This is a genomic window from Butyrivibrio sp. AE3003, assembly GCF_000686065.1.
Classification (GTDB): Bacteria; Bacillota; Clostridia; order Lachnospirales; family Lachnospiraceae; genus Butyrivibrio; species Butyrivibrio hungatei_A.
On sequence record NZ_JMLX01000001.1, the window covers coordinates 2,226,535 to 2,248,805 of the forward strand.

Genomic DNA, 22,271 nt, shown 5'->3' on the forward strand with positions numbered 1-22,271 from the left:
AAAAGTCATTACTTATGAAAGGAAAGATATTTATGAGAGACAAGCAGAAACTTATTCAAGAGTGCATGGACAGAGCAGTTGAGAATCAGGAAGTAGCAGGAGTTATCGCACTTGAGATAAAGGATGGAAAAGAAATCTTTTTTGCAAAAAGCGGCTATGCCGATATAAAAAACAATATTCCGATCGGTCGCGACAATATCTTCAGATTATATTCACAGTCAAAGCCGATAACAGCGACTGCCGCCATGATGCTCATAGAAGACGGAATCCTTGACCTTGGCGAGCCCGTCGGCAACTATATCGAAAGCTATAACAAGCAGACTTATCTTTCCAAAGACAAGGTTCATAAAGTACCGGAAGAAAATAAAATGAGAATACGCGAGCTCCTTAACATGACTTCAGGGCTCGTATATCCAGGACTCAATACCGCTTCCGAAGTTGAAGTCGGCCGTCTCATGAACAAGATGGAGAAAAAACTCGGATCGGATAAGATGATGACTACAATGGAATTTGCGGAAGAACTTGGAAAGATCCCTCTTAATTTCATACCCGGAAGTCATTTCCAATATGGCACAAGTGCGGACGTTCTCGGTGCCGTTATAGAGAAAGCTTCGGGAATGAGCTTTGGAGACTTTGTAAGATCAAGAATCCTTGAGCCACTTGATATGAAAGACACTGATTTCTATGTTCCCGATAGCAAGAAGGACCGCCTTGTAAAAGCATACAGATTCACAAAAGGAAAGCTTTGCAAGTACTCCGGTGACCATCTTGCCATTAGAAACAACGGTGATCCCAATCCGTTTGAATCAGGCGGAGCAGGTCTTTTCTCAACAATAGATGATTACGCACATTTCGGACAGATGCTCCTAAACGGCGGAACATATGAAGGCAAGCAGCTCCTTACCCCTAACAGTGTAAAGTATCTGACTTCCGGAAAACTAAACGGGACTCAGCAACTCGACCTTCAGAAATGGCAGGGACTCGAGGGCTACACCTACGGAAATCTCATGCGCGTTTTGGATGATCCGAGGCAGGCTTCTCTCATTGCCAACAAAGGAGAATACGGATGGGACGGATGGCTTGGTGCACACTTCTCAAACGATCCCGAGACCAACACTACCTTCATCATGATGGTTCAACGCTACGATTACGGTACAGGCCCGCTCACAAGGAAGATTAAAAATATTATCTTTTCATAAATAAAAAACTTATTATAAGTAGGAACATTTCATGCCGTTTAGTGAAAAGATCTGCTCCAAAGCTGCCGGCGCAACAACTCCGCTTATTTAAGAACCTTCTTAAATGCGGGTATTATCTGGGCTGCCACGACTGCTTTGACAATGTCGAGAACTATAAATGGTGCAAATCCCATTGTGAAGCCTGTCAGCAAATCATAATGCGACATTGCCATAAGATAGATCATTCCGATAATATCTATGACCACAACGCCAATGACCGCGCTTACGGTATATCTGATTCGATTGTAGGCTTTTCCGCGGATAAGTGGAATAAGTACCGCTACAACAATAAACGCCCATGTATAAGCTCCCCATGGCTGAATGAGATAGCCTATGCCACCCTTTCCTCCTATGAACACAGGGATACCTACAATTCCCAATAGCATCCATACCGCAACAATGAGAAATGACTCTCCGACATTAAATAACAACGCGATAAGCAAAAGCACAAAGTTTATCATAGTTATATGCGGTGCTCCGGGAATCGGAAGCGGAACACTGATATATGCGCCTATACATAAAAGTGCTGCAAAAAGCGCACTTACTACAAGTCTTTTGGTCTTATTACTCTGCTCGTTCATGATTTGTCCTTCTTTCATTCTGTCTGATATTGTTTTTTCCTATGATTTATCTTTTTCAAAAAATACATTTATAAACACGTACCTTAGGAAGTATATATTCCTGTATTCTCATTGTCAACCTCTTTAAATTAATTGGTTGACAATATCTTTTTATCGCTTATACTAAAATTCAATTGGTAAGCATAACCACAATGGCATAATGCTTTCATGACATTTGCAATTATTCGCAACACTAACGGGAGAGATAAACTATGACTGTAAATGAATTAAAAGAGAAAGTATTAAACGATAAAAGCATTACAAAAGAAGAGGCTCTTTTTCTTGTAGACGCAAACCTCGAAGAACTCGCTTCTGCCGCAGATGAGATAAGAAAAAAGAATAACGGAAACAATTTTGATATGTGCGCCATCATGAGTGTAAAAGGCGGACGTTGTCCAGAGAACTGCAAATTCTGCGCTCAGTCGAGCTGTTCAAATGCAGATATCCCCGAATATAAAGTCAGGGATACAGATTACGTTGTCGCTGACGCAAAGAAACGTAACAAAACCGGAATAACACACTACTGCCAGGTTTCATCGGGAAGAAAAGTAAGCCGTGAAGAACTTGCGCAAATATGTGAAAACGTAAGAGGAATAGTATCGGAGACAAACCTTATCCCCTGCGTATCTCTGGGGCTTTTATCAAAAGAAGATTTGGAAGAATTAAAGAAAGCCGGCGTTAAACGCGTGCATAACAATATTGAAACAAGCCCCTCATACTTTGGAAAGTTATGTACTACGCATACTACCGATGAAAAAATAAAAGTAATGAAACTTGTCCATGAAGCAGGACTTGAACTTTGCAGCGGAGGAATCTTCGGCGTCGGAGAAAGCTGGGAAGACAGGATTGACATGGCACTTGCTTTAAGAGAAGTAAATCCCGAATCCGTGCCTATCAACATGTTAAAGCCCATCAAAGGAACTCCGCTGGAATCCTATCCTTATCTGTCCGAAGATGAACTAAGAAGAATCATAGCCGTCTTCAAATTCATCCTTCCACACTCCGAGATCCGCTTTGCGGCAGGAAGAGACATAATTGAAGATGCGGGAATATCATTTTTCAGATCAGGCTCCAATGCCACAATCTCAGGGGACATGCTGACCGTAAAGGGTGTCTCTTTGGAAAAAGACCTTGAGAACATCCGCGCGCTCGGATATGAAATCGCAGAATAAAACATAGATTTTTTTTGATTGTATACATCTAAAATCCTTGCATCATGACTTTTTTGAACAAAACGCTTCTAAAAAGTCATATGATTTTCAATCAGTCTGTTGTTAAACTCCATCTTGATTTCATCCGTATTCGCGTTCGCAAGCGCAAACAGATTATAAATAATCCTCGCGATGAGCCCGTTCTTTGTCACCGTAGATTTTCCGGGCTCAAAAAGCGCTCCCGCTATGCTTTGCAAGTCTTTTGGAAATTGACTCATATCGGAATCAAAGTTTATACCGATCCCGATAACGATCCACTGCACCGTTCCCGTATCAAACTCGGCTCCCGACTCTGTAAGGATTCCGCAGATTTTTTTACCATCGACGAATAGATCGTTCACGGGCTTTATCTTCGCCATAATCCCGCATAAATCCTGCACCGCTTTGCAAACAGAAACACCCGCAAGCGCTGTAATAACGTCGGGTTCAAGACTTGGAAGCATTTCGGGAGTCAGAATGATACTCATATAAATTCCGCCCTCGGGAGAAAAGAACTCGTGCTCTCTCCTTCCTTTTCCCAAGGTCTGACTCTTGGCAATGACCACCGTTCCGCCGGCCGCTCCCGCTATTGCCAGCTCCTTTGCGGTTCTGTTGGTTGAATCAAGCGTTTCATGTATATGTATCATGCCATGTGATGAAACGATCGTGCTATAAATCTTTTCTTTTTTCCCTGTAGGAACTTTTTCAGAATATGCCGAAAGCTCAGCAATAATCCCCGACTCAGAGATTATATCGTTCGATGTTCCCAGAATATATCCTTTTTTGCTGGACGCCTCAATCACGTATCCCTGATTTCTAAGCTCCTTTATTGCCTTCCACACAGCGGTTCTGGACAGTCCGAGGCTCTCCGCCATGAATTCTCCCGAGATAAAATCCTCTTTATTTTTTTCCAAAAAATCCAGCACTCTGTCTTTCGAACTCATGCATATTCTCCTTCAGCCAGTCTAAATCAAATAAACTATGTACATATTAACATACTTTTTACCTTTCTTTTGAATCCTGACAAAAAAGTGATATAATACCCAAAACGAAATACCAAGAGGAAATGAAATGATAAATATTGGAATTGTGTTCGGATGTTTCATACCGATGCACAAAGGGCACGAGTCCTTGATAAAAAGAGCTCTTGATGAAAATGACAAGATCATTCTCGCCGTCTGCGGTTATCAGACTGACAGAGGCCGCGACTTTATCGACTTCGAGACAAGAATACGCCTTGTTGAAAAGATGTATGAAAATGAGAAAGACCGCGTCATTGTAATTAAGATTGATGACAAAAAACTCGGTCTCGACGGAACTTTTACCCATGAAAACTGGGTGCTCTGGGGCGACGAACTTTTTACCAATGCAGGCATAAGTCCTGACAGCGCACACTTTACCTGGTATACGGGCGAGCCTTCATACGTCGACAAATTGGGAGAAATATATCCCAATCACACTTTTACTCTTGTTGACAGGCAGGTGATCAAGACCTCCGGAACAGAGATAAGAAACAATCCAAACGTACATGAAAGCGAAATAAACAGCGTTTTTCTCGAATACCTAAGATCAGCGGGAAAACTCAAATAATGTATTAGAATACAAAAAAGGAGCCAATTATGGAAAATATTATTCAAAGCCTTCTGGAAACAGACCTTTACAAGTTTTCAATGGGCCAGGCAATTTATCACAACTTCCCTGACTACACTACAACATGGACATTCAAGTGTAGGAACAAGGATGTAAAATTCACCAAGGAGATGGTGGATGAGGTCAAGAATCAGATTCTTGCTTACTGTAATCTCACATTCAAGGAAGACGAACTCACTTACCTTTCCAAAGTCACATGGATAAAAAAATCTTACGTAGACTTCCTTCGTCTCTGGCACCCCAGATATGAAGACTTCACAATAGGCACCGATGCAGAATGCGGACTTACCATCGAAACAAACGGCACATGGCTTAACACATCCATGTACGAGATTCCAACTCTTGCCATCGTAAACGAAGTTTATTTCAGAATGGCTTATGATTACAAGGAGCTCATGGCTTCTTTCGAAGAGAAACTTGATGAAAAGATTAAGCTTCTTTCGGATAACACATACAATATCGGCGCTTTCAGCGAATTCGGATTAAGAAGAAGACTTTCAGCCGAAGCACAGGAGCTTGCTGTTAAAAAACTCAAAGATTCCAAACTCGGCAATTCAATATTTGTCGGTTCTTCAAATGTCTTTTTAGCAAAAAAACTCGACGTAAATCCCGTAGGAACAATGGCTCACGAGTGGATCATGTGCGTAGGCCAGGGCAATCACAAACACAATCCCGCATACTCCAACTGGTATGCTCTCGACTACTGGGTAAAAGAATACGGAATCCTCAACGGAACAGCTCTTACCGATGCGATCACAACAGACTGCTTCCTTCGCGACTTCCAGCTAACTTATTCAACTCTTTTCTCAGGTGTTCGTCACGACAGCGGAGACCCGATCGAATGGGGTGAAAAGATGATAAATCACTACAAGAGTCTCGGAATCGATCCTGCAACAAAGACTCTCCTGTTCAGTGACAGCCTTGATTTCAAGCGTGCAAACGACATCAACGCTCACTTCAAAGGAAAAGCAAAAGTTGCTTTCGGTATCGGAACATACATCGCAAACGACACAAAGGTTCCCGCGCTCAACATCGTTATGAAGACAACCGCATGTAACGGACAGGATGTTGCAAAGATCTCTGACGTTGAAGGTAAAGGAATGTGCAAGAACCCCGATTATGTTGATTATCTTCAGAGATGTATCGACTGGAGAATGACTCACGAGAAGGTATGAATTATGGAAAACTTAGTTAAGATAGATCCGAACGAACAGATTGAAAAGATCACAAAATGGATATGCGAATGGTTTGACGAAAACGGAAAGACCGCAAGTGCCGTTATCGGACTCTCAGGCGGTAAAGACTCTACAATCGTTGCCGCACTCCTTGTTAAAGCCCTCGGCAAAGACAGAGTTGTAGGCGTTATGATGCCAAACGTTGAACAGAAAGATATCGCCGATTCCCGTAAAATCGCCGAGCTTCTCGATATCAAGACATACACGGTAAACATCGCTCCCGCTGTCGACGGAGAGAAAAAAGCTCTCGAAGAAGCCGGAGTAACCCTGTCAAATGATGCAAACATCAACACACCTCCGAGAATCCGTATGACAACACTGTATGCTATCGCACAGTCACTTCCAAACGGTGGCCGCGTTGCAAATACATGCAATAAGTCTGAGGACTACGTCGGATATTCAACAAAGTACGGTGATGCCGCAGGTGATTTCAGCCCCTGCTCAGATTTTCTTGTATCAGAAATGCGCATGATCGGAGATGCATTGGGACTTCCAAAGGAACTCATTCACAAGACTCCTTCGGACGGATTATGCGGACTCTCTGATGAAGACAAGCTTGGATTTACTTATGATACTCTTGATAAATACATAATTACGGGAGTTTGCGAAGACGACGCAGTCAGAGAAAAGATTGACCGCCTCCACAACATAAACCTTCACAAGCTTAAGACTATTCCTATGTACAAAAAATAAAATGAAATAATATAAAAAGTAAGGACATTTCATTCTTCTCTAATCGTCTGTACAGACTTTGAAAAAAGAATGAAATGTCCTTATTATTATTCTTCAGAATCTTCAGAATCGTCGTACTCTGCAACGATTGTTGACTCAGCCTCAGAAGCTTTTGAATTGTCACGCTCTTTTACCAAAACAATAAGTCTTTTCGGCTTTTCAGGTGCTTTTCTTTCTGAAACAAGGCTGATCCTGCCGCATCCGGTCAGGCATAATGAAAGTACTATTACTAATGGTAAAACTCTTTTAATCATATTCGTATCCCTGTCAAATCTGAAATCGTGAATTTGTCCCCTTGTGTGCTGTCTTGTTGATTTTTAATGATAAATCAATAAAAATTCTAAATCCCAACAAGACAACACACTTAAAAAACCGCATGTACACTGGCTTCGTACAATAATATGGTACCATAATCGCATGGTTGCTTCAATTTTAAAGATATTTTCACATAATTTACAAACTGGTTTCATGTGGTTTAATCGCAAACACGACTTTATTGTGGTAATATATATGGTGATTTTATTTTGAACATTTTCAGGAGGATATTATGGACCAGCAAAAGATCGGAACCAGATGCGTACAGGCAGGCTATACCCCGGGCAACGGAGAGCCCCGTCAGATACCTATTATTCAGTCTACAACCTTTAAATATGATACAAGTGAGGACATGGGTAAGCTCTTTGACCTTGAAGCTTCGGGCTACTTCTATACAAGACTCCAGAACCCCACAAATGACCATGTTGCGGCAAAAATCGCAGCTCTTGAAGGCGGATGTGCCGCAATGCTCACATCTTCAGGCCAGGCCGCTAACTTCTTTGCGTTATTTAATATATGTGAATGTGGAAGTCACATTGTTGCCTCATCTTCCATCTACGGCGGAACATTTAATCTCATCGCCGTGACTATGGCTAAGATGGGAATCGAAGTTACTTTCGTATCTCCCGATGCAAGCGATGAAGAACTTGATGCAGCATTTAAGGACAACACAAGAGCCGTATTTGGCGAAACAATCGCTAACCCCGCTCTTACCGTTCTTGATATTGAGAAATTTGCAAACGCAGCACACAGACACGGTGTTCCTCTTGTTGTAGACAATACATTCCCGACTCCTGTTAATTGCAGACCCATTGAGTGGGGTGCAGATATCGTAACTCATTCAACAACAAAATATATGGACGGACACGGAGCAGCCGTTGGTGGTGCTATCGTTGATTCAGGTAAGTTCGACTGGATGGCTCATGCCGACAAATTCCCCGGACTTACACAGCCCGATGATTCATATCACGGAATTGTATATGCTGAGAAATTCGGACAGGAAGGTGCTTTCATAACAAAGTGTACAGCACAGCTCATGCGTGACTTTGGTTGCATCCAGTCACCTCAGAATGCATTCATTCTTAACCTCGGACTTGAATCACTTCACGTTCGTATGCCTAAGCACGTAGAGAACGGACTTGCTGTTGCAAAATTCCTTCAGGAGCAGCCTCAGGTAGAAAAAGTAAGCTATCCCGGACTTGAAACTGACAAGTACTACGAACTCGCAAAGAAATATCTTCCAAACGGCGGATGCGGTGTCGTATCATTCGAGCTCAAAGGCGGAAGAGCCGCTGCTGAGAGCTTCATGAAAAAACTTAAACTTGCAGCTATCGAGACTCACGTTGCCGATGCACGCACTTGTTGCCTCAATCCCGCAACATCAACACACAGACAGCTCACAGACGAGCAGCTTGAAGCAGCAGGAATCCCTGCAGGTCTCGTACGTATGTCTTGCGGTCTTGAAGATAAAGAAGATCTTATCGCCGACATCAAGAATGCACTTGCGTAAGTAAAACTAACCACGCCCGGTACATTGTCTCAACATGATTCATAAGAATCGAAAAACCCTGCCCGAAAATCGGACAGGGTTCATTAAATATTAAAATGCTAAAAAATACTTTGTATTACTTTGATGTAGATACGTTTGGTTTATATGCACCTTTCATATTAGGCTTATATGCACCCTTCACATTAGGCTTTGAAGCGCCCTTAACCTCGGGTGTGTCATTGACAGGCTGAGGCTGTGGCTGTGGTGTTACAACCGGTGCGGGTGTAGGCTCCGGTGTAGAATCTGAATCATTATCATGATTATCATTGTCTTCATGATGTTCAGGTTCAGGTGTTGGCTCCGGTGCAGGCGCAGGTGTAGGTTCACAAACCGGCGCAGGAGCTGGTGTAGGTGCAGGTGTAGGCTCGCATACCGGTGCGGGTGTAGGCTCCGGTGTAGGTGTGGGCGTACAAACTGGTGTGGGTGTGCACTCAGGCTTAGGTGTGCACTCAGGCTTCGGTGTACATTCCGGCTTAGGCGTACACTCAGGCTTTGGTGTACATTCCGGCTTAGGTGTGCACTCAGGCTTCGGTGTACATTCCGGTTTAGGTGTGCACTCAGGCTTCGGTGTACATTCCGGCTTTACCGGTGGCTGGAAATTCCACCAATCAAATCCTCCACAATATGATGACTCCATTTTAACAGAATCCGAATACTCTGATACCACTTCAAGGTCATCAGTGTTTTTGTCGGTTTTATCTACGAAATAAGAACCGAAACAATAAACTAACGGAACTGTCACTAAAGCAGTGATGGCCATCGCACCTGTAGATAATAATCTTTTCTTCATGTTTTTATACCCCCATGAGCAGTATGATAATGCATTTTTAATATTTTTGTCGCATTAATTACTTTATCATTAACCTTTAGGGTATTCAATACATATACAAAATATATCGCATCTAATGCAATACATATAAAAAGATTCAGCAACCGGCTGAATCTTCTCAATATTAGTCACCATAAAAAAACATTACAATTCTTCTACATTAGATTAATCTATATTTCACTTAAACCCGATAAACAGGCCATATCACACAGCACTACATCAGGAAGTTCGGTCATATCCTTAATCGGATAAGTCACCTGTGGATGAGTTGATGCCTCACCTATTCCGATACATTTAAAACCTCCCGCAAGTGCCGCATCTATGCCCGAAAGAGCGTCTTCCACAACTATCGCATCCGATGGTTCTACTCCGAGCATCTCTGCCGCCTTTAAAAAGACTTCCGGATCGGGCTTTGATTTTGTTATATTTGTTCCGTCGGAAACAGCGTCAAAATAGTCTTTAAGCCCAAGCTTCTCAAGTATTTTCTTGGTATTCTTACTGCTTGAACCTATTGCAAGAAGCGTTCCTCTCGACCTTAATGTATCAAGCGCATTCTTGACCGAGACATCAAGATCTTTTTCACTCATGGTATCAAGAAGTGACACATAGATATTATTCTTCTCTTCTGCAATTTTTTCTTTTTCAATAGCAGAATACGTTCTGCCTGCCTTCTCCAAGATAATATCAAGCGAAGCCATTCTGCTGACTCCGCGTAATCTGTCATTTATCTTCTCATCAAAATATATCCCCTGCTCATCGGCAACGGTTTTCCACGCCTTGTAGTGGAGCTTATCGGTAAAACAGATTACTCCGTCAAGGTCAAAAATTACTGCTTTCATTTTTCATACCTCATTTCTTTTACGCCTTTTACCTCGATCTTTTCTCCCCTTAATACTTCGCAGACTGCTCCGCTCTTGGTGACGGTAAATTTCAAAAGGCTCTTTCTGTACTTAATCTTGAAGCTGTACTTCTTCCAGCCCGTCGGCAGGAACGGATCGACCGAAATCCCTTCCGCGTTTATCCGTAGCCCCGCAAAGCCGTTTACTATCGCCATGTAGCTTCCGCCCATATTTGCCGTATGAACGCCGTCTCCGGAGTTGTTGTGCGTATTCAACAGATCGAGTTTTATCGAGTCTCCGAAATAATCCACAGCTTTTTTGTGCATGCCAAGTCTTGACGCAACAATACTGAACACACAAGTTGAAAGAGAAGAATCATGAGTCGTGATCTTCTCATAATATTCAAAGCTCTTTTTCATAACCTCCTTAGGCTGCCTATCCTCAAACAGAAAGTAAGAAAGTACGGTGTCAGCCTGCTTGCAGACCTGATATCTGTACAAATGAAGAGGATGATAGTGAAGAAGTAACGGAAATTCCTCTTTAGGCGTGTTCTTAAGATTCCACACAGGCTTTTGCAAAAATGAATCATCCTGAGGATTAATGCCAAGTTCCTCATCATAAGGAAAGTACATCTTTTCCGCTGCTGCCTTTATCTCCTTAAGCTCCTTGGTTGTCACACCGAGTTTATTAAGAAGCTCTTTTAACCTCTTACTTGACGCGTGCTTCTCGGCAAAAGAAACCGCCATACTCATGTTGTAAGCCGCGCAACAATTGGTGTAATAATTGTTGTCAGTCATACACGTATATTCATCGGGCCCCGTCACTTCATTGATCACAAAGCGCCCCTGTCTGTCATAATTTCCGACATCAAGCCAGAGCCTTGCCGTCTCAAGAAGCATCTCTTCGCCCTGATCAAGCATGAAATCAAGGTCTCCAGTCGTGAGATAATACTGCACAATCGTATAAGCTATCGCACCGTTAATGTGATACGCAGCGGTTCCTGACGGAAAATATCCCGAGCACTCTTCTCCCGTGATCGTTCTCCAGGGATAAAGAGCTCCCTTCTTATGTCCCAAAAGAGCCGCATTTTCCCTTGCTTTATCAAGAATTCCGTACCTATACTGCAATATATTTTTGGCAAGTTCAGGATTGGTCAGTATGAAAAAAGGTGCTACATACATCTCTGTATCCCAGAAATAATGACCTTCGTAGCCTTCACCCGAAAGCCCCTTCGCCGCTATACTGCAATGTTTGTCACGCGTCGCCGACTGAAAAAGCTCATACATATTGAAATTTACGGCCTGTCCAAGCTCTTCATCTCCGTCAATTTCCATTTCAGAATTGTCAAAGAACTCTGTGACATACTCTTTTTGCCTCTCATAAATATCCGCAAGATTTCCTCTCATCGCTTCCTTAAGAGTTTCCCTTGCAAACTCCTCGGGATCGTCTTCGCGGACAGAATCCGAGAACGTTGAATATTTTATAAGCGAAAGTTCCTCTCCCTGCTTAACTTCAGCCTTAACATGGTAAAGAGTCCTTCCCTCTTCTTTGCCGTAACTAATCTCCGCTTTGCCGGGAAGCCTTAACCTGTGCGAAACTGCTGACGCCACTGTTATTCCGCTGACATCTGTCGCGCTTACCGCAACGCTCATATCCTCGCGCCACTTCACAACCTCAACATTAAGAAGTGCTCCGCTGTCATCGGCAAGCCTCGGATCGTCAGGGTTTGAGTAGTTCCTTACATCCGCAATATGATATGACTCTATCTCTATTTCCCCGTCAAAATTTAACGCCTTCACGTTGTACTCAATTGTGAAAAGAGAAGGAATCAGAAATGATGTCATCCTTGTAACCGAAAGTTCTATTTCTTTTCCGTCAGGGGAAATCCAGATTACATGGCGCCTCGTGACGCCCTGCTCCATATCAAGGATTCTCTCGTTCGTACATACTTTTCCTGTAGTTAAGTCGAACCTGTCACCGTCCGCTATAAGGCATATTGTCTGAGTGTCTGCAACATTTAGCATCGTCTGTTTCTTCTCTATAAGGTTGCACAGACTCTCTGCCTGTTTCATCGGGATAATCTCGTACACACCGTTTATGTACGTTCCGCGCATGGTATTCCAGCTACAAGGAACACCTTCTTCGACATTACCCCTCACGCCTATATATCCGTTTGCATTGGAAAAAAGAGCCTCATGAAGATTGACTTCTTTTTCCTCAAATTTTTCCTGTCTTGTAATGATACGCTTCATATACTTTTCCCTGCTTTTTATCCCTTTACAGCTCCTGCTGCCACGCCTTTTACAATATATTTCTGTGCCGCAAGATAGAAAATCGCAACAGGAATAATTGTTATAACAAGAGCCGCCATAGCTTCATTCCAGCTGATCGTATACTGCCCGAAAAACTTTGCAGTTGAGATCGGTATTGTTCTGTTTGCCGTAGACTTAAGAGTAAGCGAAGGCAAAAGATAATCATTCCATATCCAGATAACATCAAGAATAATAAGTGTCATCGTAGTAGGTTTGAGAATCGGGAAAACAATCCTCCAGAACAATGTCCAAACGCTGCATCCGTCAATAATTGCCGCTTCTTCCAAAGATACGGGAATCGACGATATAAAACCGTGATAAAGAAATACGCCCATTCCTGCGCCAAAACCGATATACATAAATATCAGTCCGCCGACGGAGTCTGTCATCTGAAGGCCTGTAACCTTACTAATCTTGTTCATCTCCTGCATAAGAGGCATCATTATAGTCTGGAAGGGAATCAGCATAGTTGCCACAAGAATTGAGAAAAGCGCTATACTCAGCTTGTTTGCACTTCTCACAAACATCCATGCAGTCATCGCAGACAAAACAACAATGATAGTTATCGAAACAATCGTAATGACAATCGAATTAAACAAAGATATGGTGAAATTCATCTTTCCGATTGCGGAAGCATAGTACTTAAACGAGAACTTCCCAGGAAGCGCCACCATGTTTTTGTACATCTCGGCTCTGCTCTTAAATGAATTCGTAAGTATCAGATAAATCGGGAACAGGTACAGTAAACACATAAGTGCAACAAGTACGTTCGGAATAATCTTTTTTACACTTTTAGCCATTTACATTGCCACCTCCCTTTTCTTTGTTATCGATACCTGAACAAAGGTAACTATCGCAATGATCAGGAAAAAGATAATTGCCTTAGCCTGACCGTATCCGAAATTACTGAGACTGAAAATCTCGTTGTAGATATTAAGCGAGAACATCTCAGACTGGAAATTTGCACCTTCGCCCGTAAGAGATACGTTGACATCGTAGATCTTGAAACAGTTTGAAAGAGCAAGGAACAGGCATATCGTAAATGACGGCATAAGAAGCGGGAACTTGATCGAGAACAGAGTCTGAAAATAGTTCGCTCCGTCAATTGCCGCAGCCTCCATAACATCATCCGGAATTGCCATGATTCCCGTTATGTACACGATCATCACATAACCTGCAAGCTGCCATGTTGTTACAACGATCATCGCGATTATTGATTTTGTTGAATCCGTAAGCCAGTTACCAAAACCCACGCTAAGGAAGAACTCACTGAACACGCTCTTCCAGATATATCCCAAGATAAGTCCACCGATAAGATATGGTAAAAAAAGCATGGTTCTGGCAAAGTTCTTTACCTTGAGCCCCGTAGTTACGAGAAGGGCAAAAAACAATCCCAGGACATTTACGGTTATTACACTTATGACTGTAAAAATCGTTGTCCTTGCTGCTGCGTTTATAAACTGTCTGTCTCCGAATACCGCTTTATAGTTACTCATTCCTACAAAGTTTGCGGCGTGTTTGGCAAATCCGTCCCATTCCACAAATGAATATCCGATTCCTATAAAAAACGGAATGATCACAACCACAAAGAATGTGAACATAAGCGGCGCCGTAAACAATGCGTACCATCTTTTTTTAATCTTCATACCTTTATCTCCATAATAGGTGCTGCAACATATGCTGTTACAGCACCCTCATACCGTTAAAAACCTTATTTTGCATTTACAAATGCTTCGTTAAGCTTGTCTATAAGTTCCTCACCCGTCATTGAAGGATTTGTAAAGAATTCCTGTGTGATAGGTGAAAGACTTGTTGTAATGATTCCTGCAGGCCAGTTGCTCATCACCCACGGAATGCTGTCCTTTGATGCCTCTGAGATTGACTTTGAAAGAGGATCGAGTTTGTCTGAAGTCATTCCGTCTACAACAGGAACGAACCCAAACTGATTCATAAGATAATCTGTTCCTTTATCGCTTGTGTAAAGCCACTCAAGAAAATCTTTTGCCATAGTCTTCTCTTCATCCGAAGCATCAACATTGATGTACCATGCTGCGGGAACAGAAACTGCTACTTTCTTATTGCCCTTGATCGGCACGGGAGCGATACCCATGTCAAAATCCACATCGTAATCTTTGAACATTCCGTATGCCCAGTTACCCTGGTGGATCATTGCGGCCTTACCTGTTGCGAAATCACCGCAGTTGTTGTCGTATGTAACATCTACAGGGTTTGTGCAATTCTCACGGATTGCTTCCATAAGTTTTGCAAACTCTTTGAATGCATCGTTGTCTTTCATTTTTACTTCGCCGTTTAATACCTGCTGAAGGTATGCATCAGGATCGTCCTGAACCGCAAACGGTGTATTCAATATATGTGCTATAAGGAAATAATCTTCCTGTGAAAGTCCAAGTCCGTTTATTCCCTTACCCTTTGCTTCTTTAAGAAAATCAATAAGTGCGTCGGTTGAACCTATCTTTGATGTATCTACAAGATTGCCGTCATATACAAGTCCAAATCCCTCGATCGTATAAGGAACCCCCACAACTTTTCCGTCTACAGAATCTTTGAGATTATCGCTTATCTTGCTCATAAAAGAGAGGTCGCTTACATCTTCGAGATAATCTTTCATCTCAACAGACTCAGAACCGGGTGCAAGTGAAAACAGTACAGGGCCTGACTCTGTAGAAATACCTGTTTTAAGATCCTTGTAGTAGTTGTCACCACTTGTCTCCCATACCTCGATTTCAACACCGGTTTCATCCTTGTAATCTTTGGCAAGCTGATTAAGCTGATCCATAATCTCAGTCTTTGACTGGAAAATTGTAAATTTACCCCCTGCGCCGGCACTTTTTGTTCCTGCACCGCCGGCAGAATCTCCACCTGCTGCCTGTGAAGACGATGCTCCACAACCGGTAAGTACGGAACCTGCAAGCATAGCCGTTGCCAAAAGTGCTGCAAACAATCTGTTATTCCTCATAGTTAATTACTACTCCTTTCCCATAACTCCCCTTAAATAAGGTAAAAAGGTTATCTTCTTAACTACATAATCCTATTTTTTACTAAAAAAAGACAATACCCCATCTGTTTTTTTAGAGGTATTGTCAGTTTGAACCTTGTATTATTATGTAAAATCAATATAAAAAGAGGCGATTTTAGTAAAATCCACCTCTTTTTTAGTAAAACATTATTGATTTAACTTGTTTTAACTAAAGCGGAATTCCTCCACTTTATCCTCGCACCGATCTTGAGAGATTCGTAGCTTCCCGTCCCTTCAATAAGCTCAACCAGAGACTGGGCTGCAAGGAAACCTCTCTCGTAATTCGGAACCTCTACGGTAGTAAGTCCCATGTACTTGGAAACAAAAGCATCATCAAAACCGCAGACCGCTATGTCTTCAGGAACGCGCAGTCCCGCTTCCTTAAACTTTCTCATAGCGCCAATAGCCATCATATCGTTTGCACACAAAAGAACCTGTGGCATGTGCTCCGAAAGCATCAACAATCTTGCCGCCTGCGTTCCGCTCTTTTCCCTCCAGTTTCCCTCATAATAATCTCTTCTGTGAAAAGTTATCCCGTGGGCCGAAAGAGCATCGCGAAATGCACGGTATCTCTCCTTGTTATCATCCGTATCCATACCGGACAGATAAGCAAAGCGCTCATATCCCGACTTGATAAGTGTCTCAACCATCTCTTTTTCTGCATCATAGTTATTTACTATCACGCTCTTTATTCCCGAATGATTTATCTCCCTATCAAGAACTATTATCGGATAGTTGTTCTCCGCTGCCTTTATCAGCATGGAATCCTCACATCTGTAATCGATGTTGATGCATCCCGCGGAGTACGCATCAGACATATATTTTTCGGCATTTCTGCTTGTGCACACCATAATGTCATAATCCTTGGAATATGCATAATCGCTTATACCATGGAGTATATTCAGATAAAAATTGGTATCGAAGTCACTGAAATTAACTACTATAGTTTTGTTTTCGCTACTTTTTTCCTTTATTCGGATTTTTGGCAGTTCGTAGCCCAGTTCCTTGGCAATTGCAAGAATCTTCTCTCTTGTCTTATCACTCATGTTCCGCTTACCATGCAGAACATTTGAGACAGTTGCTATGGATACTCCGGCTTCTCTAGCTATGTCCTTAATTCCTACCATACCTTATGTCTTTCTGTGCAAAGTAAACAATCTGTCTTACAGTAAGTGTGCTCTAAGCTCCTCACCGCTCTTATCTGATAAATAAGAAGGAGCAATATCAAGCATAGTCTTGCATCCCTTCTGTCCTTCATTGTACATACGGAAAGCAGCACGTGCAACCGCTGTAAGAACGCTGGTTGTAAATTCAGGGTTTGAATCAAGCTTTAAGCTGTACTCAATAACATGGTTGTGTTCTTTGTCTGCACCTGTCTTGCCGCTTCTGAATACGAATCCGCCGTGAGCCATTCCGCTGTGATTCTTTAAAAGTTCCTCTTCACTGATGAAGTGAACTGTTGTGTCATAATCAGCAAAGTAGTTGGGCATTTCCTTGATTTCTTTTTCTACAGCTGCTGCGTCAGCACCCTCTTCAAGTACAACAAAGCATTCTCTTGTATGCTTCTGACGTGTTGTAAGCTTAGGATTCTGACCGCTTCTTACTGCCTCAAGTGCACTCTCAACAGGGATTGTATACTGTTTTGCATTCTTAACGCCTTTTACGCGACGGATAGCATCCGAATGTCCCTGAGAAACACCCTTGCCCCAGAATGTGTAATCATTTCCTTCGGGAAGGATCGCATTTGAATAAACTCTTGCAAGAGAGAACATTCCGGGATCCCATCCGCATGAAATAACGGCAACTTTTCCTGACTCTTTTGCGGCAGCATCAACGTTTGCAAAATGCTCGGGAATTCTTGCATGTGTATCAAAACTATCAACAACGTTGAACATCTTTGCATACTGAGGAGTCTGCACGGGAAGATCTGTTGCACTTCCTCCGCAAAGGATCATAACGTCAACTTTATCTTTCCAACTCTCTATATCATTTGTAGAAACAACAGGAACGCCCTGTGTTTTAATCTGAAGTGTCTTGGGATCTCTTCTTGTGAACACTGCCACGAGTTCCATATCGGGAGCTGCCTTAACTGCAAGTTCAACTCCTTTTCCGAGATTTCCATATCCTAAAATTCCTATTCTTATGCTCATAAATAATGCCTCCTTTACTCTCGTAAAGTATATCATATAAACGATAACTTTTAGCATTTTTCTTTCCTTCTAGGACTTTTTTAACTTTTCTGTAACATTCTATTGACCCAAGACTATCCTAGTAGTATAAGTGTATTAGAACCAATAATACACTCGATGCTTATTTTAGGAGACACGATATGAACAGAAAAAGTATCGCCGCTATTACATCTGTGCTGATACTCATACTTATAGGATGCAGCGGAAAAGAATCCAATGACGCTGATTCCCAAAGCAACGAGGTCTCAAAAACAAATGTTAATATAGATAGCTCAGATGCAAAGGCAGAAGATGATGATGCAAAAACAGACAATGTACTACAGATTTCATCCGAAAAAAATACTTCATCAAAGAATCCCGATTCTTTGGTTAAATACAATGGAAAAGACTTATCAGTTTTAAATGATGCAGAGGCAGTTCTTGCAGAACTAGGTGATTACGACCCAAAACTTTCTTGTATAGATGATGAATATAAAAATTACGTCTTTTCTACCGCAAAAATACAGTTCGATACAGCAATTATCGACGGAAAGGAGGCTTCAGTACTTCTCTACATCTACAACCCCGATATAAAGACATCCAAAAATGTCGGTCTTGGAAATTCAGAGCAAGATGTGCTTGATGCATACGGATTTCCGGACGCCACGGACTCAAACGACCCTTCCTATTCTTTTGAATATCATTTTCCTTCATTCGATCTGATATTTGATTTTGAGACCGATAGCCAGACTGTAGAGATGATACGCTACAAAAATACCAATAACCACTCAAAGGCCGCACCATGAAAATCCGAAGCACTTGCTTACCGATACGGAAGTTGCTAATATATAACGCATCAATGCTAATGAAAGGACAATTTTTATATGGATAAAAAACAGAAACTTTTGGATCTTATAGATAAAGCCGGCCGCGGAAGTATAGAAGCAGCAGAAGCAATTGCAGAAGGTTATTTTAAAGGAGATTTCGGAGAACCCAATCCGGAAAAAGCAAAAAAATGGGCATCCTACGCCGCAAAGCACGGCAGTGAAAATGCCCAAAAGTTATTAAATCAATTATGAAAAAACCTATTTTGAAAAAATCTATCTAATTAAGTGTTTATGAAATCCTCCACGTTTTTCATTATACATGCTAAATTGCCAATGTCAGTCTGCACTGAATCAGTTTCAAGTGAATGATTGGCGTTGGCAATTTTTATGCAATCAATACCAAGTTCTTTGCACTTCTCATCTGCAAATGGCGTATCGCACCACGGATCGCTCGTTCCGTGAACAACAACTCCGCATTCTTTTCTAAGATATTTAAAGGTCTGTGCCACCGGTGTAAAGACAATATGCTCGGCATTCACATTCTCCTGCCTGTCATACTCGGCCGCTATCGCTGTTCCGATACTCTTTCCCGCAAAAATAATTCTGTCATATGCAGAATATTCAATATCCTTAAGCTGCTCTTTTGCCTGTGAAAGAGCGATGTTAAACGCCTCAAGCATCTTTTCCGGATTTCCCTTTACAGCAGATGCTTTCTCGGGAAGTTCAAAACTTACTTCGCGTATCTCATAACCGTACTTCTGCGCCAGTTTCCTCGTATAGTAGAGAATGGGTCTTGATGAGTTGTAACCCATTCCCGGGAATATTACCATTAAATTCTTTTTACTCATTACAACAAACTCCTCTTACATTATAACTTTTCAAAATACCGGACAACCGCGCTAAGGTCATCACATACCACTTCCGAAAGATCACGCATCTCATCATCGGGGCCAATTATATCCGGTACCATTATGGGGCGCATTCCTGCTGCCTCTGCTGCTCTTATCCCGTTATAGGAATCTTCTATCGCAAAGGTCTCACTTGGATTCACTCCGAGTTCTCTGCATGCGATTGTATATATCTCAGGATTAGGTTTACTTATCTTTACGGCATCTCCTCCGACAACCATATCGAAATAGCCTATGAATCCCGCATCTGTAAGTTCGCTTATGACAAGCGCTTTCCTTGTGGATGAAGCAACACCTACCTTAACGCCTTTATCTTTAAGATATTCCAGTATCTCTTTTACTCCATTCTTAACGGGAAGCCTTCCACCGTCGAATTTCTCATGGAACAGTTTTGAGCTCTCCGCAAGCAGCTTATCCGCTATGCCCGCTCCTAACTTGTCCGCATATGCATTCTCAACAATATCGTGTGTCTGTGCGTTATTGGTACCTATGCACCTCTTAAAGACAGGCTCCACATCTCCGAGCCCGAATCTTTCCCCAAGCTCATACCAGCATGAAAGGCAGGCTCTCTCGGAATCAAATATAACTCCGTCCATATCAAATATCACGTTGTAAGAACATGCCATTTGTCTTTCCTCCGAACTAATAATATAGGCGAAAGTATATCATAAGATACAGAAAAGAACAAAAAAGCACCCCGTTTTACCAGGCAATGTCATTAAGTTAGCATTGTAACATGAGGGAAAAGTTTTAAAGAGGATGTTGGAATTGTTCCAGCATCCTCTTTTTCCATGGTTATTTACACAACAAATAGACGGATGGAAATCCGCCTGCTGAGCACGTGTAAAATCTATAGCTTTATGCTACTCTATATAGGAAACCTCTGAAGATTCTTGCAGACTGGTATCTATCTCGATGCCGATCTGGTCTAATGGGTACAAGATTTCTTGATATGATGGTTTCCAAATCAGGTGGCGATGTAATACCGCGGTAAAATTTTCTGCACATGTGAGCTGCAACCGAGAAGTTAGCTCTGTATATATATTTTCTTTGCTTTTTCTTAATGACTACGTGCGAGGTAATCATTTCTGCAAAGTTATACATTGTAAGATGTGCATAGATTTCTTGCTGTATGCATTCCACCTTTTTTGAATGAAAATCAAGCATTCCCATGGTGTATTTCAAATCCCTGAAAGATGTTTCAATTCCCCATCTTGAAGCATAGAGTTTCTTTATTTCCCCAGGAGGATATTTTTCGGAAGGAAGATTGGTTATGATTGTTTCGTAGGTATCTTCCGACAGAGGAAATCTCACGATTCTGAATGATAGCTTGTAAAAACTTGTCGGTTCCGATTTCCTGTTTTTTTATTGGGAGATAATCAAAAACTCTAGTTGTAGATATAAACTTATAGTGATTTTTATCTTTTAATAGTTCCTTAACCTCATTTGTCTGTTTTCTAGTTAGATTCAATTCAATATTCACATCATAGGAACTGGCATCTGGTAATATTAACCCTTGTTTTATACCGGTGGGGCCATCTTTTATTCTGAAAAGAAAGTACCATCCTTTTTCCTGGATGTGCGAAAGATTGTTGTAACTCTCATATCCCCTATCTGCCATCAAGAGAGCATTATGTAATGGCGATCTGTCTACCATCTCTGTAAGAGCCACATCCTCATTTTCAAATTTTGCTTTTTGTATAACCGCATCCAGATAAAGTTGATGTTTAATGTCATATAGGGCGTTTAAATGAACCATGTTGTATGGCTTCTGCCCATTTGTCCCAGGAAAAAACGAATCAGCATCGGTAGGGTCTGTTGGAATCTGAATCTTTGATCCATCGACCGCCAAAATAGGTAAATCAGCCTTGAAAGAATCAAAAAGTTTCTTTGAAAAGAGGCGGAATACAGTCTCAAAAGCCTCAACAGATACCTTGCACCGTTGCTGACAAAATGCTGATGATGTCGGCGTTTCTGAACTGTCGTTAAAGAAATCCACCAATTCATTTGTGAGACTCCCACTTCCCATGCCAATAATTCCAGCAATAATTTTTTCCATAGTTAGCTTTCTTTTTCTTGAAAAGTTCTTCTCGGAATCGACACAGAATGACTTGGCATTAGCTGAAACTAGCTTTATTTGTGCAACCAATAGATTCTTTACTTGTTTTGGGTTCATGTGCACCTCCTTGAAATTGAGAATTATGCTTACAATTTCAAGGGCCGCTTTCGCTACCTCTAAATATAATCAGTAGCGAAAGCGGCCGCACTTTTCAGCCCTACTGTCAACTGTTTTTTTCAGAAAAAAAGACCCATATACCATTTCTGGTATAAGAGTCTTATTGTCGTCGCCCTTAACTTAATGACATTGGTTTTACCAGGGTGCCGATCTTACAGTATCAAGCCTTTCCGGATTGTTCAAATATTCGCAGTCCGGCGGCGAATTTACAAGTGAATTGTTTCGTACTTTGCATGAAGCATTCCTACATTCTTTACATCTGAAACTAATGTGATTGTTATATAGTCTCTTACAACCGACCGAGCAAAAAGCCCAATTACCGTTACGTGCCACAAATGTCCTTCCGCAATTCAGACATATCCTCTTTACATTATGTGCCATAATCCTATACTTCCCAAGAAAAAAAATAAAAAAAAATATTACTACTATTTTGTAAAAATAAATTTGCTATAAAGTTATTATAAACTAAAGTGCACGTCCGTAAAAGAGGGACGTGCACAAGTTCAAACATTGTTCACAGTAAGTTCAATCTTTCTGAATTCACTATACTGTTTATTCAATTACACATATTATTTAATTCAATCAT

At 41.6% G+C, this 22,271-nt stretch carries 23 protein-coding genes; 8 read left to right on the forward strand and 15 right to left on the reverse strand.

Features of this window, described 5'->3' with window-relative positions:
- Window positions 1-32: 32 nt before the first annotated feature.
- Window positions 33-1,199 carry a serine hydrolase domain-containing protein gene (locus tag CD00_RS0110660; protein WP_026655964.1) on the forward strand — a complete coding sequence of 389 codons (1,167 nt, stop codon included), beginning with the start codon at window positions 33-35 and terminating at the stop codon, window positions 1,197-1,199.
- Between the two features lie 83 nt (window positions 1,200-1,282).
- Here CD00_RS0110660 and CD00_RS0110665 read toward each other — a convergent pair whose 3' ends face one another.
- The gene (locus CD00_RS0110665; protein WP_242838961.1) at window positions 1,283-1,837 is read right to left on the reverse strand and encodes a biotin transporter BioY; all 555 of its coding nucleotides are present in this window, start codon (window positions 1,835-1,837) and stop codon (window positions 1,283-1,285) included.
- A gap of 233 nt (window positions 1,838-2,070) precedes the next feature.
- Here CD00_RS0110665 and bioB point away from each other — a divergent pair, with 233 nt between their 5' ends.
- Window positions 2,071-3,030 carry a biotin synthase BioB gene (gene bioB, locus CD00_RS0110670; RefSeq protein ID WP_026655966.1) on the forward strand — a complete coding sequence of 320 codons (960 nt, stop codon included), beginning with the start codon at window positions 2,071-2,073 and terminating at the stop codon, window positions 3,028-3,030.
- 68 nt (window positions 3,031-3,098) lie between these two features.
- On the opposite strand, the gene CD00_RS18060 is transcribed toward bioB, so the two are convergent.
- A complete protein-coding gene (locus CD00_RS18060) occupies window positions 3,099-3,992 on the reverse strand; it encodes a biotin--[acetyl-CoA-carboxylase] ligase (protein WP_034462080.1) in 894 nt (297 codons plus the stop codon).
- A gap of 127 nt (window positions 3,993-4,119) precedes the next feature.
- Between CD00_RS18060 and CD00_RS0110680 the strand changes: the two genes are divergently transcribed.
- Genes CD00_RS0110680 through nadE form a run of 3 tightly spaced genes read left to right on the forward strand, consistent with a single transcriptional unit; the run spans window position 4,120 to window position 6,626 of the window.
- Entirely contained in the window at window positions 4,120-4,638 is a 519-nt protein-coding gene (locus tag CD00_RS0110680) for an adenylyltransferase/cytidyltransferase family protein (protein WP_026655967.1), read from the forward strand.
- A gap of 29 nt (window positions 4,639-4,667) precedes the next feature.
- Complete coding sequence (gene pncB / locus CD00_RS0110685) at window positions 4,668-5,873, forward strand: nicotinate phosphoribosyltransferase (protein WP_034462082.1); 1,206 nt, start codon at window positions 4,668-4,670, stop codon at window positions 5,871-5,873.
- A 3-nt stretch (window positions 5,874-5,876) separates the two neighbouring features.
- The gene (gene nadE / locus CD00_RS0110690; RefSeq protein WP_034462084.1) at window positions 5,877-6,626 is read left to right on the forward strand and encodes an NAD(+) synthase; all 750 of its coding nucleotides are present in this window, start codon (window positions 5,877-5,879) and stop codon (window positions 6,624-6,626) included.
- Between the two features lie 86 nt (window positions 6,627-6,712).
- On the opposite strand, the gene CD00_RS0110695 is transcribed toward nadE, so the two are convergent.
- Window positions 6,713-6,919: a hypothetical protein gene (locus tag CD00_RS0110695; protein WP_026655970.1), complete on the reverse strand. Its 207-nt coding sequence runs from the start codon at window positions 6,917-6,919 to the stop codon at window positions 6,713-6,715.
- 293 nt (window positions 6,920-7,212) lie between these two features.
- Between CD00_RS0110695 and CD00_RS0110700 the strand changes: the two genes are divergently transcribed.
- A complete protein-coding gene (locus tag CD00_RS0110700; protein ID WP_026655971.1) occupies window positions 7,213-8,490 on the forward strand; it encodes an O-acetylhomoserine aminocarboxypropyltransferase/cysteine synthase family protein in 1,278 nt (425 codons plus the stop codon).
- A gap of 115 nt (window positions 8,491-8,605) precedes the next feature.
- On the opposite strand, the gene CD00_RS0110705 is transcribed toward CD00_RS0110700, so the two are convergent.
- The 8 genes from CD00_RS0110705 to CD00_RS0110740 all read right to left on the reverse strand — a co-directional run bounded on the left by CD00_RS0110705 (window position 8,606) and on the right by CD00_RS0110740 (window position 17,696).
- Window positions 8,606-9,319, reverse strand: coding sequence for a hypothetical protein (locus CD00_RS0110705; RefSeq protein WP_026655972.1), 714 nt, complete (start codon window positions 9,317-9,319; stop codon window positions 8,606-8,608).
- A 209-nt stretch (window positions 9,320-9,528) separates the two neighbouring features.
- Window positions 9,529-10,197, reverse strand: a complete 669-nt coding sequence (gene pgmB / locus CD00_RS0110710) for a beta-phosphoglucomutase (protein ID WP_026655973.1) — start codon at window positions 10,195-10,197, stop codon at window positions 9,529-9,531.
- The gene (locus CD00_RS0110715; RefSeq protein WP_026655974.1) at window positions 10,194-12,449 is read right to left on the reverse strand and encodes a glycoside hydrolase family 65 protein; all 2,256 of its coding nucleotides are present in this window, start codon (window positions 12,447-12,449) and stop codon (window positions 10,194-10,196) included. The genes pgmB and CD00_RS0110715 overlap by 4 nt, the downstream gene beginning before the upstream one ends.
- Before the next feature lie 17 nt (window positions 12,450-12,466).
- A complete protein-coding gene (locus CD00_RS0110720) occupies window positions 12,467-13,309 on the reverse strand; it encodes a carbohydrate ABC transporter permease (protein ID WP_026655975.1) in 843 nt (280 codons plus the stop codon).
- Complete coding sequence (locus CD00_RS0110725) at window positions 13,310-14,155, reverse strand: carbohydrate ABC transporter permease (RefSeq protein WP_026655976.1); 846 nt, start codon at window positions 14,153-14,155, stop codon at window positions 13,310-13,312.
- 65 nt (window positions 14,156-14,220) lie between these two features.
- Window positions 14,221-15,486, reverse strand: coding sequence for a sugar ABC transporter substrate-binding protein (locus CD00_RS0110730; RefSeq protein WP_026655977.1), 1,266 nt, complete (start codon window positions 15,484-15,486; stop codon window positions 14,221-14,223).
- Window positions 15,487-15,701: 215 nt separating this feature from the next.
- Window positions 15,702-16,673: a LacI family DNA-binding transcriptional regulator gene (locus tag CD00_RS0110735; protein WP_026655978.1), complete on the reverse strand. Its 972-nt coding sequence runs from the start codon at window positions 16,671-16,673 to the stop codon at window positions 15,702-15,704.
- A gap of 36 nt (window positions 16,674-16,709) precedes the next feature.
- Complete coding sequence (locus tag CD00_RS0110740) at window positions 16,710-17,696, reverse strand: diaminopimelate dehydrogenase (protein WP_026655979.1); 987 nt, start codon at window positions 17,694-17,696, stop codon at window positions 16,710-16,712.
- Window positions 17,697-17,875: 179 nt separating this feature from the next.
- Here CD00_RS0110740 and CD00_RS0110745 point away from each other — a divergent pair, with 179 nt between their 5' ends.
- Both CD00_RS0110745 and CD00_RS0110750 read left to right on the forward strand, forming a co-directional pair.
- A complete protein-coding gene (locus CD00_RS0110745) occupies window positions 17,876-18,520 on the forward strand; it encodes a hypothetical protein (protein ID WP_026655980.1) in 645 nt (214 codons plus the stop codon).
- A gap of 78 nt (window positions 18,521-18,598) precedes the next feature.
- Window positions 18,599-18,793 (forward strand): SEL1-like repeat protein, encoded by a 195-nt coding sequence (locus CD00_RS0110750; RefSeq protein ID WP_026655981.1) that lies wholly within the window; start codon window positions 18,599-18,601, stop codon window positions 18,791-18,793.
- Between the two features lie 29 nt (window positions 18,794-18,822).
- Here the strand turns inward: CD00_RS0110750 and CD00_RS0110755 are convergent, their stop codons facing one another.
- From CD00_RS0110755 to CD00_RS19380, 4 genes are all read right to left on the reverse strand, one after another.
- Window positions 18,823-19,389 carry an alpha/beta hydrolase gene (locus tag CD00_RS0110755; protein ID WP_026655982.1) on the reverse strand — a complete coding sequence of 189 codons (567 nt, stop codon included), beginning with the start codon at window positions 19,387-19,389 and terminating at the stop codon, window positions 18,823-18,825.
- A gap of 20 nt (window positions 19,390-19,409) precedes the next feature.
- A complete protein-coding gene (locus CD00_RS0110760; RefSeq protein WP_026655983.1) occupies window positions 19,410-20,075 on the reverse strand; it encodes an HAD family hydrolase in 666 nt (221 codons plus the stop codon).
- Window positions 20,076-20,307: 232 nt separating this feature from the next.
- Entirely contained in the window at window positions 20,308-20,763 is a 456-nt protein-coding gene (locus CD00_RS21385; protein ID WP_242838962.1) for a transposase, read from the reverse strand.
- Entirely contained in the window at window positions 20,651-21,625 is a 975-nt protein-coding gene (locus tag CD00_RS19380) for a transposase (protein ID WP_242838963.1), read from the reverse strand. The genes CD00_RS21385 and CD00_RS19380 overlap by 113 nt, the downstream gene beginning before the upstream one ends.
- Window positions 21,626-22,271: the final 646 nt, after the last annotated feature.

Bases quoted from the DNA above. Each gene is read 5' to 3' on its own strand.
- CD00_RS0110660 (WP_026655964.1), top strand. From the start codon at position 33: ATGAGAGACAAGCAGAAACTTATTCAAGAGTGCATGGACAGAGCAGTT.
- CD00_RS0110665 (WP_242838961.1), bottom strand. From the start codon at position 1,837: ATGAAAGAAGGACAAATCATGAACGAGCAGAGTAATAAGACCAAAAGA.
- bioB (WP_026655966.1), top strand. From the start codon at position 2,071: ATGACTGTAAATGAATTAAAAGAGAAAGTATTAAACGATAAAAGCATT.
- CD00_RS18060 (WP_034462080.1), bottom strand. From the start codon at position 3,992: ATGAGTTCGAAAGACAGAGTGCTGGATTTTTTGGAAAAAAATAAAGAG.
- CD00_RS0110680 (WP_026655967.1), top strand. From the start codon at position 4,120: ATGATAAATATTGGAATTGTGTTCGGATGTTTCATACCGATGCACAAA.
- pncB (WP_034462082.1), top strand. From the start codon at position 4,668: ATGGAAAATATTATTCAAAGCCTTCTGGAAACAGACCTTTACAAGTTT.
- nadE (WP_034462084.1), top strand. From the start codon at position 5,877: ATGGAAAACTTAGTTAAGATAGATCCGAACGAACAGATTGAAAAGATC.
- CD00_RS0110695 (WP_026655970.1), bottom strand. From the start codon at position 6,919: ATGATTAAAAGAGTTTTACCATTAGTAATAGTACTTTCATTATGCCTG.
- CD00_RS0110700 (WP_026655971.1), top strand. From the start codon at position 7,213: ATGGACCAGCAAAAGATCGGAACCAGATGCGTACAGGCAGGCTATACC.
- CD00_RS0110705 (WP_026655972.1), bottom strand. From the start codon at position 9,319: ATGAAGAAAAGATTATTATCTACAGGTGCGATGGCCATCACTGCTTTA.
- pgmB (WP_026655973.1), bottom strand. From the start codon at position 10,197: ATGAAAGCAGTAATTTTTGACCTTGACGGAGTAATCTGTTTTACCGAT.
- CD00_RS0110715 (WP_026655974.1), bottom strand. From the start codon at position 12,449: ATGAAGCGTATCATTACAAGACAGGAAAAATTTGAGGAAAAAGAAGTC.
- CD00_RS0110720 (WP_026655975.1), bottom strand. From the start codon at position 13,309: ATGGCTAAAAGTGTAAAAAAGATTATTCCGAACGTACTTGTTGCACTT.
- CD00_RS0110725 (WP_026655976.1), bottom strand. From the start codon at position 14,155: ATGAAGATTAAAAAAAGATGGTACGCATTGTTTACGGCGCCGCTTATG.
- CD00_RS0110730 (WP_026655977.1), bottom strand. From the start codon at position 15,486: ATGAGGAATAACAGATTGTTTGCAGCACTTTTGGCAACGGCTATGCTT.
- CD00_RS0110735 (WP_026655978.1), bottom strand. From the start codon at position 16,673: ATGGTAGGAATTAAGGACATAGCTAGAGAAGCCGGAGTATCCATAGCA.
- CD00_RS0110740 (WP_026655979.1), bottom strand. From the start codon at position 17,696: ATGAGCATAAGAATAGGAATTTTAGGATATGGAAATCTCGGAAAAGGA.
- CD00_RS0110745 (WP_026655980.1), top strand. From the start codon at position 17,876: ATGAACAGAAAAAGTATCGCCGCTATTACATCTGTGCTGATACTCATA.
- CD00_RS0110750 (WP_026655981.1), top strand. From the start codon at position 18,599: ATGGATAAAAAACAGAAACTTTTGGATCTTATAGATAAAGCCGGCCGC.
- CD00_RS0110755 (WP_026655982.1), bottom strand. From the start codon at position 19,389: ATGAGTAAAAAGAATTTAATGGTAATATTCCCGGGAATGGGTTACAAC.
- CD00_RS0110760 (WP_026655983.1), bottom strand. From the start codon at position 20,075: ATGGCATGTTCTTACAACGTGATATTTGATATGGACGGAGTTATATTT.
- CD00_RS19380 (WP_242838963.1), bottom strand. From the start codon at position 21,625: ATGAACCCAAAACAAGTAAAGAATCTATTGGTTGCACAAATAAAGCTA.